This window comes from Verrucomicrobiia bacterium, from assembly GCA_035489575.1.
GTDB lineage: Bacteria > Patescibacteriota > Saccharimonadia > Saccharimonadales > JAGQNK01 > DATHJY01.
In genome coordinates this window covers 1-16,887 of the sequence record DATHJY010000003.1, presented here as the reverse complement: position 1 = coordinate 16,887, position 16,887 = coordinate 1, and the positions used below count along the sequence as shown (strand labels likewise).

Genomic DNA, 16,887 nt, shown 5'->3' with positions numbered 1-16,887 from the left:
TTAGACGAGAGGATAAAGCATATGCTTTTCTTATCTTGCGCGCTTGCGCTGCCGATATCTGTGCTTACGTCTTCGCGCATTCATAGCCGTTTTTGAAGCCTTCTCTGCATCGATAGTCTGTATGCCTCTGAGCTCGGGAAGTATCTTACTGTGTGTGCAGTCAAGGTCGACGTGGTGATGAGTGAAGCGACTCGTCTGCTGTACTTGGCTGACAATCGCATGGCCCTGCCCAATGGCGATTTCTTGCGCGCAGCAGAGGCATCTATACGCTCTTTTTGCCACAGAAAATGCTATAAATACGGTTCCATTCTTTTTATCTTTGGCACGCAGTGCTTTTTGGCGATTGGGGTGTTCGGCAAACTCTACTGTGTCAGCGACACGCTCTGGTGCCTTTGGCGCTGTGAGCTTCTTGGTCGTGACAAGTTCGAAAAATAAGCGACCCGCTTCCTCGGCTATTTTGCGAAAGCCCGCCCGGGCCAAAACCTTGGCACTGGCATTGTTGCCATCCATAGTTTCGGCTGTAACCGTAGGATACGATCGCAGCGCATAGGCTGTGATCGCCTTGGCGGCCAGGGTTGCGTAGCCCTGCCCGGTATGCCTGGCGTCCAGCCAATATCCAATCTCTGCCACATTGCCCTGCGGAGTAAGGTTGGCGCTGCCCACAAACGTGTCACCATCCCATATGCCCATCCGCAACTTTTCAGGGTTTGCCGGGTTCAGCCGTGCTTGTGCAACAGCATCTAAGTCAGGATAAGCCAGAAGTGTCTCGTTACCGAACTCATGTAAATGTTCCTGGCTGGCTCTTACGGCATCATAATACGCCGCGTCATCAGCCTCGGTGGCCAGCTGACGGAGTTCCACCCCTTCTCGTAAGGTAGGGATAATTACCGGTTCTTGCATAACAAAAATATGGTCGGAGTGGGCGGACTCGAACCGCCGACCTCAGCGTCCCGAACGCTGCGCGCTACCAACTGCGCCACACTCCGACGTTAACAGGTTAAGTATAAACTCTGGATCTTCTCTGTTCAATTTATTCTGTTACAGGGACGAAGTCTGAGATGACTCCGCGTACCGATGGCCGAGTGGGCTGGCTGGACTGCAGTGCCGACTGCTGAATAGGCTGTGGCCGCTGGACCACGGTGACCGGCGCCCGACGAGCCGGCACCAACATGCCGTCTATTGTTCGGCGCATAGGCCGTGCAGCCGCCCGGACTATTGGCGTGACACTGGCTACCTGTGCTGGCCGCAGCTGTAGCGGTGCCGCCGGAACAGCTACCGGCTCAGTATCGGACAACAGTGCCTCTATGCCGGCTGTGGGCATGTCAGGCACGGCCGGTCTGTACCTACGCCGCCGAATACCGTTAGTTACAGCCACCACCAGTACCGAGACAAAGTACAGAATAATGATAGGTCCGGCCATAAGGGCTTGGTTGAGTGGATCTGGTGTAGGGGTGATTACGGCAGAGATAATAAAGCTGCCCAAAATAACGTACCGTGTGCCCCCGATCAGCTGCGAAGGCTTGAGCGGCTTGGCTCGATTTATAAAACTAATAATGAGCGGCAGCTGAAAAAGTACCGCAAAGCCCGCAATGTATGCCAGCACAAAGTTGAAGTACTCGTTGGCCGTGATAAGTGCCTGGATATTGCCGCCGTCACTGCCGAAGTTGACCAAGAAATGCAGGGCTGCCGGCAGGCTAATAAAGTACGCAAAGGTAATGCCGGTCGCAGCGAGCAGCACAGACAAAAGGACATGCCCCACAAGAGACCGGCGGGTCTTGAGGGACACCAGCGGTTCAAAAAACGCAAAAGCCTGGTAGACCACAACCGGCAGCGCCACCACAAACCCAAACACACAACAGATCTTGATGATAAAACTAAAAGCACCAGTCGGCGTGGTGTAGTACAGTTTTTCGTTCAGGGGTTGCTGCAGGATACTCAGAATAGTGTCGTGCAATACATAGCCCACCCCCGCGCCAATCGCCACAAAAAGCAGCGACCACATCAACCGTTTGCGAAGTTCGTGTATATGATCAGCAAACGTAAGATGCGTTTCTGCCACTATACACCCCCTATTTCTTTTTAGCTGGCCACGTCTTGCTTGGCAGCTTTTTTGTCTGCGTTCGCTTTGACGCTACGGGTATCATCGAAACCCTTTTGTAGCTCGCCGGCTGATTCACCAAGACTCTTGGCTAGTTTAGGCAACTTGGTACTTCCAAACAAAAGCAACAAGATAACCAAGATAATTATTAATTCTGGCAATCCGAGTCCAAACATGTTTTCTCCTTGTTGGTTCACCTAGAATTATAGCATAAGCGCACATACAAATATCAACACATACTTTTCAAGTTGTAGAGAAAATTGTTGTTTTGAAAATGAAGGCTGGTTAGCGCTTGTGGCCACCGTAGGCACTGGCACCATACCCCATATCCTGCTTGCGCTGGGGCTGTGTAGTCAGGGCTTTGAGCAGGCCACCAAGTCCGAAAACAATGAGCACGCCGGCGCCTACATGCTGCAGGAACTCTTTGCGATCCATTTCTTTATCGAACAGGGCGTCTATTTGGTCTCTGATCATTTTTGTTTTCCTTATAGCTGGCTATTTTTTGTGTGTTGTGTGTACGATTGATATTATACCGCTCATTCTTGTAGTTGCAAATACCATAAGCAGTTCTGGTATACTAGGGGTGATTATGGTAGTTGCAACACACAAACAATCTATCAAAAGATTCTTGGCTGGCTTAGGCGTAACCTTGGCCCTCATGCTGGCAGTTGTAACGCCTGCCTTTGCCGCCGACTACAACTGTGGCGCCTACGGGGCCGGCACATATGACAATGGGGCTGTATGTGGTACCGCGACCACTGACGACGGCCTGGTCAATACCGGACAAGCGCTGTCACTGGTCATCCCAGCCGCCCTTATCTTGCTGGGTACTCTTATGCTGTTTCGAGTCAGACGCAAAGCACGGCGCTCACCTACCCCAACATCTCAGCAATAGCCTCTATTCAACAACCGTGATGGAACCAGTCATAAACGGGTGTGGTGCGCAGTGGTATGGGAATGTGCCCACCACTGAAAAGGTAAAACTGTAGCTTTCGCCTTGGGCTAGCAACGGGCCCGCAAAGACATCAGGCTTCACCTCATCACGCCGGGGAGCTTCGTGAGCCTCGTCGCTGTGGTCATGCTCTTTCATGACGTTGTGCTGGAGGGTATCTTTGTTAATCCAGGTCACCTTGGTGCCTTTTTTTATCTTGACGTTAGGGCGTACGTAGCCAGAATCTTTAATGTCTATAGTGACCTCTGTTTGGCCGGTCAGATCCTCTAGTGGAGCGGTTGTTGTGGAGTGTGCGTGGACATGTCCGGCGGCAGGTGGCTGAGAAGTTTGGGTACTAGCAACCTGCTCTGGCTTGTCTTTTTGGAATATAAAGAAAGCACCGGCTAAGCCAACGGTCAGAATGGCGGCAGGTATAAAAATCGACTTCTTTGGCATATCCCCCCTTATACAGTCATAAATCGGAAATGACAAGGCCCTACAGCCCGCCAGGGAAATGTAAGTTAAGGATTACTGAATGCGAAAAGCCGATATTATCCAGAATTTGATTTTTTAGGATTCTTCAATCTTTTGGCGTGCAGATGATTGTTGGGGTCAATCTTGGCTTGTGACAAGTAATGGAATATCTCAGCTGCCGGTAGACCAGAAGACAGTTGTTTGCTGATGTAAGCTGCCATCTGCTTGTAACCAACGTAATAGGCAATGTCTTTTGTAAAAACGGCCTGTCTAGTACCTAGACTGTCACCGCGACTTCCCCTAAAGATGCGATCGACTCGTCCCCAAACATTAAGCTCTATGGATGGTAAACCTGTTTCATCATAAGTACCGTTCTTTTGCTCAAGTAAGAGCTGTTCAGCGAAGCTTATTTGGAATATTTCCTGGCGAGACCTCTGTACACCGTCAATAGTGCCCAGAGCTAGGGCAATATCTAAATAACCATCGTATAACTTGTCAGCCAAAACCCCATTTACAGCTTCCTCGGCTAAAACCCCGAGCCCCTCTTCCGCTTCTAAATACCCGGGAAGACCAGTGGCTAACTTTACGTCACCTGTTTTATAGCCATTTTTAGCCCTCAGGGCATGTACTAACAACTCGTGGGCTATTAATGCTCGGGCATCTTGTGCGGTAGCATCCTCTCTTCTTGATGGTATCTTTATTTTACGATCGACGGCACTAACCGATACAGATGTTCCATCAACGTCAACTACTTCCCAGTCTCCCCAAGCAGGGTCATCGTACTCCCTTAGCCAGCCCAAGCCTTCATCGAATAACTCATGCAAGTCCGTAGGATTAAATTTGCTCTTCCCCGATTCGGCTACAAAAGCGAAAATAGGCTTATATACATCAGTTATTGCCTTACCATATTTACGAATAGCTTCCTTTTCTTGCTGCAACCCAGTTTCGACGAAGCTAATATCGTCATACGTTTCACCTATGATTGGTCGGAATGTAGTTAGCAAAAAATTAACATGAGCCTGAGAGAAACTGCCATTGCCCACCATACTCAGAAGCTCTTTATAATCAATGGCTAGCAGCTTGCGGGCCTCAGCCTTATCTGGTTCACCATAAAGCTCGGTAGTCGCTTGCGTGAAGCGTTCTGCCCACAGATCACGATTTGAGTCGTGAGAATTAACTACCTTGTCTGCTGTTCTTAGTAAATACTCTGCGGCAAGTTCTTTGGCAGCCGAAAGTTCCTCTAAAGCTATCCGACTCACTACTCCATACCTCGGCCGATCTTTCACTGTTAGTTGACCGGTATCTATCAACAACTTCAGATAATCCTTGATATATTAATTGCTCTTCACCGGCCCCTGAATTGATAGGCTTAATGGCTTCAAGAACTCTAACGGGAGGAACTTCTGACATAATCTATATAATACCATATTTATTGAATATGTCTATCATGGCTTGTCGGCTCAAGCATAAGGGGTGGCAGAAAAATATCAATAAAAAGAGAAACGGTGGGCACCTTCTGCCTAGCGGCGATTCCCGAATAAGTTGAAAGTCCCAAATCCATCCAGAATCGCCCGGCCAAACTTCCTGATACTGGGCTTGTTGATGGCCGCAATCTCACGCTCGTGCCTTTCTTGGCCTATTTCGGATGTCCTGTGCATGACCATGTCGGCAGAGCCGGGATGTCTGTCATCGAGCAACTTCAGAGCGCTCGCCTGTGGCAGCAGACCGTCAGAGTCTGCGGCTTCAGCAATCGCCTGGGCCAGTTCGGGCCCTCCCAGTTCAGCCGCCACCTCTTGCAGGGCTGTGTGCATGTTTTCGCCTACGACTCCCCAATCTGGCTGCCACCCATACTTGTTTTCCTCTCTCATGCGGCTGGTCTCCTGTTTGTAGGTATTTATTATAGTCTTTTGGTGAAAGGGCGAGGCACATCTCGGTGACACGTTTGGACTGCCTTCGGCACAGCTGCAGGCCATGCTCGGAACAAGTTCCTGTGCGTGGCCTTTGCGAGCGAACTTCGACCTACAATCTTTTTGCAAGCAAAAAGCTTGGGTCGAAGGTTCGTGCCCACTATCTCATCCAAAGAAAAAAGGCCTCTTGTCAGAGACCTTTTTTCTTTGGTCGGGGTGAAAGGACTCGAACCTTCGACCTCCGCGTCCCAAACGCGGCGCGCTAGCCAACTGCGCCACACCCCGCCGTCGACCTGTAATGGTATGGTTGCCGAACCGCCGACAAAACAAGTTTGCTTGGTCTGGTCAACGGGACAGCTGCATGGCTGGAAAAACAAGGGTGATTATAGCGTGTTCTTGGGTTTTTTGCTAGGGCTACGTTTTACGGGCCATCCTTCGTCCAGCCAGGCACGGGCGTCTTCTTCGCTTCTAAAAACCTTGAGCCGCTCCCTGTCATTGCCGCCTTGCAAAACCAATCGGGCTGACTCTAGACGATGGGGCGTCTCCCCAGCTACTGCCAGCCGTCGGAACGGCAGTTCCAGCAGCCCCTGTAGCGCTGCCTGGATAGCCGACATATTAGGAGTTCCCACGCCCCTGGAAATCACCAGGACGTCGAGTGATTGTGGGCTTTTGCTAGCAATCTTTATAATCCTCTCTCGGATCGCCATAACTGAGTCCACCTGCTGGGTACCAGTGGTCTTGACGACTATCTTGTTGCCATCTTTGCGGACCGAGTATGACGATTGCTTCATACCCCCTGATCATACAAAGACTAGCCGTACAAGCAAGCGGATTTTTCACCACCGGAAAGCTTAGAGCTTGGTTTGTAGCCAGGCCCGGGCGTCTTCTTCTCTATGAAAGAGCTTTAGGCGGTCTGGCTGAGCCAGTTCCTCTAAAATCTCTTTGATAGCCAGGCTGGCCGAAGATGTCCGCGCGCCAAACACTGCCATTCGTCGAAATGGCAGATCTTTGAAAAATTGATCCAAGACAACCGGTCGACCAGAGCCGTCACCCCCGGTAACCGGACTGACGTCAACCAACACATCCAAAGCCTTGCCCTGGGAGGCGGTGTCTATATGCTGCCTGAGCTCTAGAATACTTTCCGCACCCTGCTGTTCGCCCATAACCACTTCTACTATTGAGTCGTGCAGATGGACTGTATTAGTACTGACTTCAGCTTTCATTGTTGCCTACTGTAACAGAGGAAATATCCCCTGCTGCGAAATTTTGTGCACTCCGATATATAAGTGCACTTTTATTTTTCGTTTAGATTATTAACTAAATCTTATTTTATCATAGGTATTTTTGTAAGTGTTTCACCGACAGAGCCAAGCCGGTCATCGTATCTGTTTCTATGAGAAGAGCGTTGAACTGATAGGGCCTATCAGTCGCCAGCTCATTTTTGCTAACCTGGCCGTCACGCCAACGCGAAATAATGAGATCTGCCTTTATACCCAACGAGGAGTGCAGGCTGCCGCACATACCAACGTCTGTCATGTGAGCCGTGCCTTCGGGCAAGATCATGGCATCGGCCGTCGGCACATGCCAGTGGTCGCCCACGACGGCCGTTACCCGACCATCTAGGTAGTAGCCAATGACTCTCTTCTCGCTGCTGAAGTCGCCATGGAAATTAACAATAGTTGCTAGCCGGTCCACGTCTTTATTTTCTTCTAGAATAGCGTCGACAACTTTGAGGGGATTGTCGGTAGGCTTGTCAGCGTCGCGCCCAACAATCTGACCAAGCAGGCTGATCACCAGCACCGCTCCGTCTTTGGTGTGGACATATTTCCAGCCCCGACCGGGTGTACCTTCTGGATAATTAGCAGGGCGAATAACTGGCTGCTGGGGGTCACCCAGGTAGTCTTCTATCTCGGGACGGTGGCCAGACCAGTTACCACCGGTGCAAAAGTCTATGCCCATATCCCGCAACCGTCTGAAGTCTTCCTTGGACAAGCCTTTGCCTTCGGTCACGTTCTCTGCCTGAGCTATTACCAGATCTACGGCGTGTTCTTTTTTGATCCCTGGCAATACCTCTTTGACCACCTGCATGCCCACGTCACCCATGATGTCGCCAACGTACAAGATATTCATGACTCAGCCTCAGTAAAAGGAGCAATATGCGGCCATAGCTGCTCGAATATCCATTCATGTCCAGCTTGGTTGGGGTGAAGGCCATCTGCAATAATAAACTTTTGTGCCCAGTCTTTTGGTACATGCGCGTGCAGAGGAATAAACTCTACAGCTTGTTTCTGGCACTCTTCTTGAAAGACTGTCTCGAATTGACTCAAGCGATCGTTATCAAAATAGGACTTACTGCCGTTCAGTGGATTATGTTTTGGGTTAGTTTTGACTTTGTCCACTGGCGTCAATCCCAAACCAAATACAGTGGTAGCATATTTTTTTGCTAGCCCCAGGAGCGCCTGTATATGCTCGGCATACTCTCCGGACGTAGTGGTGTAATTTTCAGGCTCACCGATGGCCTTGGCATCGTTTGCGCCAACCGATAGGACAATACAGTTCTCATTGGCCTGTCGTCCGCCAATCCGAAGACGCACCTCTGCCTCAAAACGCTCCAGGATATCTTTTGCGGTTTGTCCCGGAATGCCTAGCTCGTATACTTCGCAAATCTCACCGGGACCCTCGGGGGCGTATAGCTTTTGATGGACAGCTCGTTTGACCATATCCGCCCAACCCTGAGATCCCCCGACACCATGCGTTATGCTGGCACCAATAATTACTATGTTCTTCATATCTATTGTAATCCTTGCCGATCGTTGTCTTCAGAATCTTTAACCTCAAAGGCTTGGCCGTCGACCGGCTTCAGGAGGGTGATGCTGTGTTGCTGATAAACTCCTCCGGAGCGCCCATATTCACCTTGGCGAGCCGTATCATTCCAGTGCCAATCATGAACCGGCACCACGTACTTTGGCCTGAGCCGTATGACCATGTCCGCAGCTTCTTTGGCGCTGCCCCACGGAGCAGTGATGGGTAGGGCCAGGATATCTTTGGTTTCTTCCAGGTCATGGCGGTCTCCGCCCACGGTGAGCTTGTCTGCAAAATGAACGGCGATATTCTCAGGTGTTGGCGCCAAAGGTTCGATCTCGGCGTGACGTTTGGTCGAGAATACAACCAGTTTATCAACCGACTTGCTCGTGGCATTCGGTGCACCTAGGACTTTCAGTTTGGTAACTACGGGAGGTGGTGCAATGAAAGGTATTTCTGGAAACTTGTTTATCAGGGCCTGCACAAACGGTTCATGAAAATGATCAGGATGCTCGTGAGTAATAACCACTGCATCTAGTTTTTCTAGCTTGTCTACGTCAAACAGCCCCGAGTTCCAGCTAAACTCTCCGGGGTCAAAAAGGACCGTCATGCCATCGCCTTCGGCCAACAAGCAAGAGTGTACAAATTTGGTCAGTTTCATGAAATCCTCCTCTTTATTTATGTATTATAGTGCTCTGGTTCGGGCCTTGAGCCAATCTGGAATTGGTGACTTAAAGGTCATATGGTCTAGGGTGTAGAATTCTTTTTCGGTGATATCGAACTCGGCGATATACACCGGCTCGACGCTACCAAATACAGCATCCTTCCAGTCTAGCCCAAGCTCGCTAGCAACTTGACGTACATTCTCTTCGGATATTCCTTCTATTTCCATAAAGGACCGCACCCAAGGCCACTCGTCCAACACAATCTCGGCACCTTTGTGGCGCCAGGTCTCTCGCTTGGTTTCTTGATACGACCTTACGACCAAACCAATTCCCTCCAGCAACTTCTGTGTGTCGGCAAAGTCCGAGACCTCTACCTCGACTTCTTTGACGCCATGAAGCGTCCAATCCTCGAGCTGCTTGTAGGCCAGCGCCGTTTTGGGGCCGTTGGTGCGAATACGAACCCAGCCGCCCCTCTCCTCTAGCCGGTTATCCGGAAAGTCCATATTGACTCGCTGAAGCTGGCGCATAGGATGGGCACATTTGGCACCAATTTTCTTCAGCCGAGTCCGCACAGCGTCATGGTCTATGCCCAGGAACTTGACCTCGATTTCTGTTTGCATTCCTCTAGTCTATACGATAGAAGTTGGTGTCCACCAGTTTTTTCATGGGCACCCAGATTTGGCGAGCCTTTTTGTGGGTCAGGGTGCTAAGTTTTACCAGGATAACAATCAGCATAGTCAAGCCGGTACACAGCAAGGCCCGCACCAGCTTCAGAACAATCGACTCGCCCAGGTCCAGCATCATGATAAAGCCGAGGGTGATAGAAAACAGAATGAACATAATCATCCATTCGTTGCTAAAGACTTTGTTGGACAGCTGCATGCTCAGGTTGGTTCGGTTCTGCTGGTTGGCTATGAGTAGGTCCAGGGTTTTGTCTATGGACTCTTGTTCTTTGCCCTTGTAGGACAGGCAATAGCCAATGAGCGCTTCGTATTCTTTTTCGCCCCCGCCCGGCTTGCTGGCCTTTATCTCGGCATGGATATAGTCACTGAACATCTGCTGCAGATTGTTGCGCAGGTCGTCTGGCAGCTTCTTGAGCTTGAGCACCATGTTGAACAACGCATTGGTTTCGCCGCGAACAATCTTGTGCAGTTCTTCTATGCGGCTTTTTTGGGCACCCAAAATAGGTGATATGTAAAAGCCATACAGGAACGAGTTGACCGAGAACAGGGTCAGGGCCGTACTATCAAACTTTTGTGTAGGCAGGTAAAAAGATGCCAGAACATACAGCCCGAAGAACAGCCAAAAGTAAACCGTCAGCCGAATTTTTGTTAAAAGAAATATCATCATATGCTAATACTCTAGTTTTATACCCGTCTTTTGTGCTACTTGTTCAATCCAACGCTGCAGCCTGTCCACGTGAGCATCTCTGGCAATAGATTCCTGATGATAGACCTCGACTTGCTTTGCATAAGAATCAACCGTGGTCTGCAGGTTACTGAATTTGCCCTCAAGCTCCTCGAATCTCTTATCTACGCGATCAAAGCGTTCATCCAAGTACCGAAAAAGCCTTACCGAAAAATCGTGAAATTCTTGTCGGGACAGGGAATCACTTTTTTCATTGGACTTCATTTTAACTCCACCCCCAATTCTTTGGCCAAGTGCTTGATGTTTTTTTCTATACGCTCTAAGCGAACGTTCTCTTCTTTCATTGCCGCAATCTTACGGTCTAACATACGCTGGAGACGTCGTTCAGCCTGTTGATATACTTTCTCTTCCGATGTAGCCATACCACTATTTTAACAGCTATCCAGTCCAAGGAGTGCTCACTATTTGGCGAATTCTATAGCACGGGTCTCGCGGATGACGTTGACCTTGATAGTACCTGGGTACTGCATGGTGCTTTCTATCTTGGTAGCAATGTCACGGGCTAACTTGATGGCGCTAAGGTCGTCTATAGACCCAGGCCTTACAAACACTCGGACTTCGCGGCCAGCGCTGATGGCGTAAGATTTGTCGATGCCACTAAAGCTGTTGGCGACGTTTTCTAGCTCTTTCATGCGCTCGGCAAAGTTCTCTGCAGAAATATTGCGGGCACCAGGACGAGATGCGCTGATAGCATCTACGACGCGGACAATCAAAGCTTCGGTAGTAGTGGCTTCGACATCGTCATGATGCTGCTCGGCAGCCAGGGCGACTTCTTCTGGGGCACCGTACTTGCGCAGCATTTCGCCACTGATGTGGTGATGCTTGCCTTCTACCTTGTGGGTCAGGGCCTTACCGAGGTCATGGACCAAGGCAGCGTATTTGGCGGTCTTTACGTTAGCGCCAACTTCTTCGGCGATAATACCGGCAATGTGAGCCATCTCGGTGCTATGCTTTAGGACGTTCTGGCCGTAGCTGGTACGGAACTTGAGTTCGCCCAACAGCTGTAAGACTTCGCGCGGGATGCCAATGACACCAACTTCGCGGGCAGCGTCTTCACCAGCACGCATGACATCTTTTTGGACATTCTTTTGGGCTTTTTCAACAATCTCTTCGATACGGCCCGGGTGAATACGACCATCTTTCATAAGCATTTCTAGAGTCTGGCGAGCAACCTCGCGGCGAACGGGGTCAAAGCTGCTGAGGATGATCATGCCAGGCGTGTCGTCTACCATGATATCTACGCCAGTGGCACGCTGCAGAGCCTGAATGTTGCGGCCTTCTTTGCCGATGATGCGGCCCTTCATTTCTTCGTCCTCTAGCTTGACGGCTGTCACGGTGCGCTCAGCGGTTACTTCGCTGGCCATACGCTCCATAGCCTCTACGATGATCGCTCCGGCCTTTTCCTCGCCCAAATCTCTGGCTTCATTTTGAAGTTTGTTGATTAGGCCGGTCAGATCGTTGCGGATGTCACGCTCGGTCATCTGCATAAGCTTGTCAGCAGCTTCGCCCTTGGTCAGCTTGGCAACTTTTTCGAGCTTTTCCTGCTGACGAGCGCGAATGGTGCGGATTTCGTTCTTCAGCTCTTCTACTTCGTTTTCGCTCTTGCGTAATTGCTCGGTCCGCTTGTCCAGATTGTCTAGTTTTTTGTCTAGCGTTTCTTCGCGGTCGATGAGGCGTTGCTCTATTTCTTTTATCTCTTTACGACGAGTAGTCTCGTCTTTGCGGGCCTGCTCGGACACTTGGGCAGCCTCTTCGCGGGCTTGTTCGAGTGCCTTTTCGGCCTCTTTTTTGGCTCTTTTCATCTCTTTTTCGGCGGCGTCTTGGGCGCTACCGAGTTTTCTCTTGGTCATAACTTGGCTTGCGCCAAAACCAGCACCAATACCAGCAAAGGCCAGAATAACGGCGACTATTTCCATATTTTTACCTTTCTATCGGTCTAGCACGGCGCTTTTTTGGCAATCACTTTCACTTCAGGAGCCGAAACTCTTAGCCAGTACGCTGCACTAGGTACACAAAAATTGATATATCGGACTTCTCCCAACAAAACAGAAAATCCTACAGTAAATTATACGACACCCTATAAAAAGTGGTCAATGTTCATACTGAGAACTAAAGTATCCCCCGGACCTATGCGTACCGTACGCAAGAAAAGTGTACATGCCCATAGCTCGCACGATCTGGCGTATGGTCCGCATGTCTATTTTATGATTCAGCCAATCGTCCATGATGTCCTGGGCTTTTCGCAGTTCGGTTATGTCGCCTGGCTCGATATCGAGCAATAGCGGCTTTAGCAGCAGACGACCTACCGCCTCCTTAAAGGCACCCAGGCGAGAGTCTTCGGCCACCGGGATACGGTCGAAGGCGCAGGCAATGTCCATTTCTGACAGGCCGATAGCCAAGCCACTCAGCTGACTGATACGCGGAAAGTGGTTGCTACCCGACGCGAACAACAGCCTGTCGTTTTCCGTAAGATTCATATCATGGGCCCGTACCAACGCTGCCAGGTTAACGGCGTTGTCAAAAGTATCCCGGGATGTCATGCCCTCGTCTGTCAGGACAGGCACCCCGTAGTCTAGCTCGTCCTGGATATCCGCCAACATAAGTCCGGCTTCAGTTACGCCCGGAGGCGGCACGGGTGCCCACTTGGAATAACCACCTAGCAAAAATATGCCATCTACCGCGTACTGTTCTGTGTATTCCAGGGCAGCCTCTACGCGCCGCTGCGTACCGATAGACATCTGCCATTCTCCGTCAAACTGGGTCAACCCACGGCCAAAAACAACTACATAGTCTGAATAGTCTTCCATGCCCTTTTTTATACACCAGTGCAAGCGGTTGTAAAGTTGATTTTGTTATAGTTATTCCTAATGTCTAACTCTCGCAAAGAGCCACGCTCCAGAATTCGCATAGCCTCATACAACCTCTGGTGGCACAAGGCCTACCATGAGGTTGCCGAAATAGTTGACGGACAACAGCTTGACATTATCTGCCTCCAAGAGTGTTACCCAAGCGACCTCAAAAAAAGCGTGCAGGGCCTCAGGCTTGCCGGCTCGCATGCCTATGTACACCGGCTTCCGCTCATACATCGTCAGAGCAAAAAGACCGCCACAACGTCTGCCTGGAAGAATGCCGGCATGGCCATTTATTACAATCCTCGGCAGCTCGAGCTCATAAGCCTAGAGCGTTTCGCATTGCCGCTACCCTGGCAGGAACGAAATGGCGGCCGCATCTTTCAGGTGGCACATTTTAAGGTTTTGGCTACCGGCAAGCTGATTGTGGTGGCAAACATACATCTCTCTGCCTTGTTGGCACCCAGCCGCGCCAGACGAAAGCAGCTGCAAGAGATACTGCAAGGAGTCACCGCCCAAGGCGATACACTGCCCGTCATACTTGCCGGAGACTTTAACTACCCGCTCGTCGCACGAAGCTTGCACACCCTTATGGAGGCAGAGGGCTTTACGGAATGTGGTGCCCACGTTTCCATGCCAACCCATATGAGCAGAGTTATAAAAGGAAAGTTTGACCGTATTTTTATTTCTGAGGACGTAGAAGAGCAAGGGTACGCCATTCTGCCCTTTGGCCTCTCTGACCACGCACCCATTACGGCGACCCTTGGATTTGCCTAAAAAACTATCGGTGTTATTCTGATTTTGACTAACACCAGGAGACTACCCTATGCCCGCACAAATGCCACCAGATCAGGTCAAAGAACTAGCCATGGAATTTTACGACCAGCTAGACAAGTTAGAGGCTGCAAAATCAAAACCCCAATTTTGTATCTGCCCTGTTGGACTAATAGAAACCGGAAAAACCACGGTGCTGAAAAAGATCTGCGCCCAATTGCCCGCCATCCGGGTATCGGCCGACGAAGTGCGTGGTCTGCTCCGCACCAAAGGCTTACCTTTTGATGACGCCATGTATATCACCCAAGAAGCCTGTATCCGCCTGAAATAAGAGGGCTACAATATTGCTCACGACGGCGACTTTGCGGCACCTATTTCTCGTGAACTACTTGGCCAAGTCGACCAAGAACTAGGCATAACAGAGCTGTGGATTCGCGTGCAAGCCCCAGAAGACGTGACTGTCAAAAATATAAAGGCACGCGGTCCGGGCTTTTTATTCAGAGATATAAACCACGCCCTGGATCTGTACCAGCGCAAAGAGCTGCACGCCGCCCCCGGAGTACAAGAACTTCCATACATATACACATTCGAAACTTCCCGCGCCGACCTGGACGATCAAGTGGCCGAGTTTGTCCGCCGAGCCAAAGCCCAGCTAGCGTAGCTACTTTTTGGGGTTTGTGGTGATAGCCGCAGAACCGTATTCGGGGACCACGTGTTTTTGGGGATCTGTCCGCAGCAGCTTCAGTCCCTCCTGAATCCAGTCTTCTTCGGCAGTAGCCACAATTGGCACGTCCTGGCTATAGGCCAGGGCGTTAGCTACACTGGTACCAATCCTAAGCCCCGTAAAACTGCCCGGGCCTTTGTAGATAATGAGTCCAGAAATATCAGCCAGCGTCTTGCCCTGTCCATCCAACGTTTCTTTTATGGTGTCGTGAATGGTCTCGGCTAGTCGGCGATGGGCCTGCCATGTATGGTAAGCAATTTGTTTGTCGCCATCGTAAAGCCCAATCTCGGACACGGGTTTATCAGTGCGTAGGATTAAAACTAACACGCTACACTACCCCCAGCCGGGAAGAGCAGCCCGCGATCGAATTTATTTCGATCCCGGCGCGATGAGAAACCCACCTGTGGGTGTCTCATAGGGGGTTTATCAGTGCGTAGGGTTAGTATCATGCCAGTTTCTCCACCAGGTATTTTAGTTTCTCTGGGTAGGTTATTTCTAGGTTGCGCTCGGTATCGCCGATGCTTTTTAGGTGAATGGTCAGCCGTTCGTCCGGCAAGACATGTGCCATCACGCTGCCCCACTCCACCACAATAACTATGCTGGGGTCGCCCAGGACATCCTGAAGCTCGTGCTCCATCAGCCCCGGCTCGGCCAAGCGATAAAAATCAAAATGATACATCTCTAGTTTTTTGCCCACGTAGAGCTTGCTAACAGTAAAGGTTGGGCTGGCCACGCGGTCCGGACTGTCGATGCCCTTTGCCAAACCATGCGTAAGGGTAGTCTTGCCGCCACCAAGATCACTCACTAGCTCGATAACCTCACCACCCCTTAGCTGGCGGCCTATAGTTTCGGCAATGGTCATCGTTTGTTCTGGACTGGCTGAGACAACACTGAGAGTCATAGCGTATATAGTACCATCTGTCGAAATGCGTGGAGTATACTGGAGCTATATGTTGCAGTTGGGCTCATCATTCCAATCCGTTCCTGTTATGTCTTTGCGCACCGGTGGAGAAGTAGCGCGCACCGTGGGGCACATCATCAACCCAAACAACCTGAAGATCGAGGGATTCTATTGTGACTTCGAAAAAAAGCAGCCCATTTTGCTCACCCAGGATATTCGGGATCTGCTACCACAAGGCTTTGTGATAGACGACATAGAAGTACTGAGCGAACCAGAAGAGCTGGTGCGTTTGACTGATGTGCTGCAGCTAAACTTTCAGCTGCTGGGCAGGTCGGTAGAGACGGTCAGTAAAGAAAAGATTGGCAAGGTAACCGACTACGCGCTGGAAACCACCACGTTTTATATTCAAAAGCTCTACGTCAACCAGACCTTGTTAAAGAGTATTAGCGGCGGGCAGCTTAGCATAGACCGTACTCAGATTGTCGAGATCACCCCTAAGAAAATTATCATCCAGGAAATCCTGAAGGGGCATAAGGGGCCCATACCCGCAAGCATAGCAGTCTAGCTTGTAATATTTTGCGCTCAGGTTAATTTATGTTTTAATAAAATCTTATGTCACCCGAAACCCCTTTTTCTTTTTTAGAGAAACAAGAATTTTTTGCCAGTACGACCCAAGCACCCGGCCATGCGGTGCATGAAGTTTATAATCCCGAAATGAACGATGGTGATCGCCGATTTCTAGAGATTGCCGACCACACAGAACCGACCGTTTTTGTGGCGGGCAACGTCGTGAAGCTTGAGGTGTTTGCCGGCAAGGGCACCCTGCACGTGGTTGAGCTAGACCCATATGGGGGCTCTATTCCTGATAAACAACTCGTTGCAAGTATATTTACAGAGGACGAGCATCGTCTCATGTCACTTACAGACCCTGATGTCATAAAGAAAATATTAGAAGGAGCCGGTATCAAACCCCCCGATGACAAGCCTCCGGTGTCGGTCTATGCCCTGCCGCTTGATCCGGGTATAGCCACTGAAATAAATCATATTAGCAGTCTATTTTGGGTGAGCAGCCAGGGCGAAAAGCCACTCTGGGTACGGCAGACCCAGGAGGGCCACAATTCTGATGATCTGCTGCCACTTAAAAAGCTCACTCAGTCCTTGATTACACTCACAGGACGTGCCCTCTAGGGATTCTGAACCACCCTCACTTCCCCCTCATCCGTCATCACCCCAAAGCAGCAGGCCGTAGGCCTGCTGCAGTTGTTCATAAGCCTGGCGGAGCCAGGAGGTTTGTTTCTTGGAATGGGTAGCTGTGGTCTGTTGTTTTGTTGGCT

The 16,887-nt window shown here is 50.3% G+C and carries 26 protein-coding genes and 2 tRNA genes; 6 read left to right on the top strand and 22 right to left on the bottom strand.

Going from position 1 to position 16,887, the window contains the following annotated elements; translation table 11 throughout:
• Positions 1-30: 30 nt before the first annotated feature.
• The 5 genes from VK694_00815 to VK694_00795 all read right to left on the bottom strand — a co-directional run bounded on the left by VK694_00815 (position 31) and on the right by VK694_00795 (position 2,572).
• Positions 31-900 (bottom strand): GNAT family N-acetyltransferase, encoded by an 870-nt coding sequence (locus VK694_00815; protein ID HTE57262.1) that lies wholly within the window; start codon positions 898-900, stop codon positions 31-33.
• Between the two features lie 10 nt (positions 901-910).
• A tRNA-Pro gene (locus VK694_00810) sits at positions 911-986 on the bottom strand.
• 44 nt (positions 987-1,030) lie between these two features.
• Complete coding sequence (gene tatC / locus VK694_00805) at positions 1,031-2,059, bottom strand: twin-arginine translocase subunit TatC (protein ID HTE57261.1); 1,029 nt, start codon at positions 2,057-2,059, stop codon at positions 1,031-1,033.
• Between the two features lie 20 nt (positions 2,060-2,079).
• On the bottom strand, positions 2,080-2,274 hold the full coding sequence (gene tatA, locus VK694_00800; protein ID HTE57260.1) for a twin-arginine translocase TatA/TatE family subunit: 195 nt from the start codon (positions 2,272-2,274) through the stop codon (positions 2,080-2,082).
• A 109-nt stretch (positions 2,275-2,383) separates the two neighbouring features.
• Complete coding sequence (locus VK694_00795; protein HTE57259.1) at positions 2,384-2,572, bottom strand: hypothetical protein; 189 nt, start codon at positions 2,570-2,572, stop codon at positions 2,384-2,386.
• A gap of 115 nt (positions 2,573-2,687) precedes the next feature.
• Between VK694_00795 and VK694_00790 the strand changes: the two genes are divergently transcribed.
• On the top strand, positions 2,688-2,993 hold the full coding sequence (locus VK694_00790) for a hypothetical protein (protein ID HTE57258.1): 306 nt from the start codon (positions 2,688-2,690) through the stop codon (positions 2,991-2,993).
• Positions 2,994-2,996: 3 nt separating this feature from the next.
• On the opposite strand, the gene VK694_00785 is transcribed toward VK694_00790, so the two are convergent.
• From VK694_00785 to VK694_00715, 15 genes are all read right to left on the bottom strand, one after another.
• Complete coding sequence (locus tag VK694_00785) at positions 2,997-3,485, bottom strand: plastocyanin/azurin family copper-binding protein (GenBank protein HTE57257.1); 489 nt, start codon at positions 3,483-3,485, stop codon at positions 2,997-2,999.
• 95 nt (positions 3,486-3,580) lie between these two features.
• A complete protein-coding gene (locus VK694_00780) occupies positions 3,581-4,762 on the bottom strand; it encodes a tyrosine/phenylalanine carboxypeptidase domain-containing protein (protein ID HTE57256.1) in 1,182 nt (393 codons plus the stop codon).
• A gap of 261 nt (positions 4,763-5,023) precedes the next feature.
• Positions 5,024-5,371: a hypothetical protein gene (locus VK694_00775; protein ID HTE57255.1), complete on the bottom strand. Its 348-nt coding sequence runs from the start codon at positions 5,369-5,371 to the stop codon at positions 5,024-5,026.
• 247 nt (positions 5,372-5,618) lie between these two features.
• Positions 5,619-5,695, bottom strand: a tRNA-Pro gene (locus VK694_00770).
• Between the two features lie 98 nt (positions 5,696-5,793).
• Positions 5,794-6,201: a hypothetical protein gene (locus tag VK694_00765; protein ID HTE57254.1), complete on the bottom strand. Its 408-nt coding sequence runs from the start codon at positions 6,199-6,201 to the stop codon at positions 5,794-5,796.
• 60 nt (positions 6,202-6,261) lie between these two features.
• Positions 6,262-6,633, bottom strand: a complete 372-nt coding sequence (locus VK694_00760) for an STAS/SEC14 domain-containing protein (protein HTE57253.1) — start codon at positions 6,631-6,633, stop codon at positions 6,262-6,264.
• 109 nt (positions 6,634-6,742) lie between these two features.
• Entirely contained in the window at positions 6,743-7,540 is a 798-nt protein-coding gene (locus tag VK694_00755) for a TIGR00282 family metallophosphoesterase (GenBank protein HTE57252.1), read from the bottom strand.
• Positions 7,537-8,199: a GDSL-type esterase/lipase family protein gene (locus tag VK694_00750; protein ID HTE57251.1), complete on the bottom strand. Its 663-nt coding sequence runs from the start codon at positions 8,197-8,199 to the stop codon at positions 7,537-7,539. Before VK694_00750 ends, VK694_00755 begins: the two co-directional genes overlap by 4 nt.
• A gap of 2 nt (positions 8,200-8,201) precedes the next feature.
• Positions 8,202-8,873, bottom strand: coding sequence for an MBL fold metallo-hydrolase (locus VK694_00745; GenBank protein HTE57250.1), 672 nt, complete (start codon positions 8,871-8,873; stop codon positions 8,202-8,204).
• Between the two features lie 24 nt (positions 8,874-8,897).
• Positions 8,898-9,497: a class IV adenylate cyclase gene (locus tag VK694_00740; protein ID HTE57249.1), complete on the bottom strand. Its 600-nt coding sequence runs from the start codon at positions 9,495-9,497 to the stop codon at positions 8,898-8,900.
• A gap of 4 nt (positions 9,498-9,501) precedes the next feature.
• Complete coding sequence (locus tag VK694_00735; protein ID HTE57248.1) at positions 9,502-10,227, bottom strand: hypothetical protein; 726 nt, start codon at positions 10,225-10,227, stop codon at positions 9,502-9,504.
• 3 nt (positions 10,228-10,230) lie between these two features.
• On the bottom strand, positions 10,231-10,509 hold the full coding sequence (locus VK694_00730; protein HTE57247.1) for a hypothetical protein: 279 nt from the start codon (positions 10,507-10,509) through the stop codon (positions 10,231-10,233).
• Positions 10,506-10,667, bottom strand: a complete 162-nt coding sequence (locus VK694_00725; GenBank protein HTE57246.1) for a hypothetical protein — start codon at positions 10,665-10,667, stop codon at positions 10,506-10,508. Before VK694_00725 ends, VK694_00730 begins: the two co-directional genes overlap by 4 nt.
• 39 nt (positions 10,668-10,706) lie before the next feature.
• A complete protein-coding gene (rny, locus tag VK694_00720) occupies positions 10,707-12,221 on the bottom strand; it encodes a ribonuclease Y (protein HTE57245.1) in 1,515 nt (504 codons plus the stop codon).
• Positions 12,222-12,395: 174 nt separating this feature from the next.
• A complete protein-coding gene (locus VK694_00715; protein HTE57244.1) occupies positions 12,396-13,112 on the bottom strand; it encodes an ElyC/SanA/YdcF family protein in 717 nt (238 codons plus the stop codon).
• Positions 13,113-13,172: 60 nt separating this feature from the next.
• On the opposite strand from VK694_00715, the gene VK694_00710 reads away from it, so the two are divergent.
• From VK694_00710 to VK694_00700, 3 genes are all read left to right on the top strand, one after another.
• Positions 13,173-13,931, top strand: a complete 759-nt coding sequence (locus VK694_00710; GenBank protein ID HTE57243.1) for an endonuclease/exonuclease/phosphatase family protein — start codon at positions 13,173-13,175, stop codon at positions 13,929-13,931.
• A 49-nt stretch (positions 13,932-13,980) separates the two neighbouring features.
• Positions 13,981-14,259 carry a hypothetical protein gene (locus VK694_00705; GenBank protein HTE57242.1) on the top strand — a complete coding sequence of 93 codons (279 nt, stop codon included), beginning with the start codon at positions 13,981-13,983 and terminating at the stop codon, positions 14,257-14,259.
• A gap of 105 nt (positions 14,260-14,364) precedes the next feature.
• On the top strand, positions 14,365-14,589 hold the full coding sequence (locus VK694_00700) for a hypothetical protein (GenBank protein HTE57241.1): 225 nt from the start codon (positions 14,365-14,367) through the stop codon (positions 14,587-14,589).
• On the opposite strand, the gene tsaB is transcribed toward VK694_00700, so the two are convergent.
• Positions 14,590-14,979 carry a tRNA (adenosine(37)-N6)-threonylcarbamoyltransferase complex dimerization subunit type 1 TsaB gene (gene tsaB, locus VK694_00695; GenBank protein ID HTE57240.1) on the bottom strand — a complete coding sequence of 130 codons (390 nt, stop codon included), beginning with the start codon at positions 14,977-14,979 and terminating at the stop codon, positions 14,590-14,592.
• Between the two features lie 118 nt (positions 14,980-15,097).
• On the bottom strand, positions 15,098-15,553 hold the full coding sequence (tsaE, locus tag VK694_00690) for a tRNA (adenosine(37)-N6)-threonylcarbamoyltransferase complex ATPase subunit type 1 TsaE (protein HTE57239.1): 456 nt from the start codon (positions 15,551-15,553) through the stop codon (positions 15,098-15,100).
• 88 nt (positions 15,554-15,641) lie between these two features.
• Between tsaE and VK694_00685 the strand changes: the two genes are divergently transcribed.
• Positions 15,642-16,118 (top strand): hypothetical protein, encoded by a 477-nt coding sequence (locus VK694_00685; GenBank protein ID HTE57238.1) that lies wholly within the window; start codon positions 15,642-15,644, stop codon positions 16,116-16,118.
• A gap of 47 nt (positions 16,119-16,165) precedes the next feature.
• Positions 16,166-16,741, top strand: coding sequence for a hypothetical protein (locus VK694_00680; GenBank protein ID HTE57237.1), 576 nt, complete (start codon positions 16,166-16,168; stop codon positions 16,739-16,741).
• Positions 16,742-16,887: the final 146 nt, after the last annotated feature.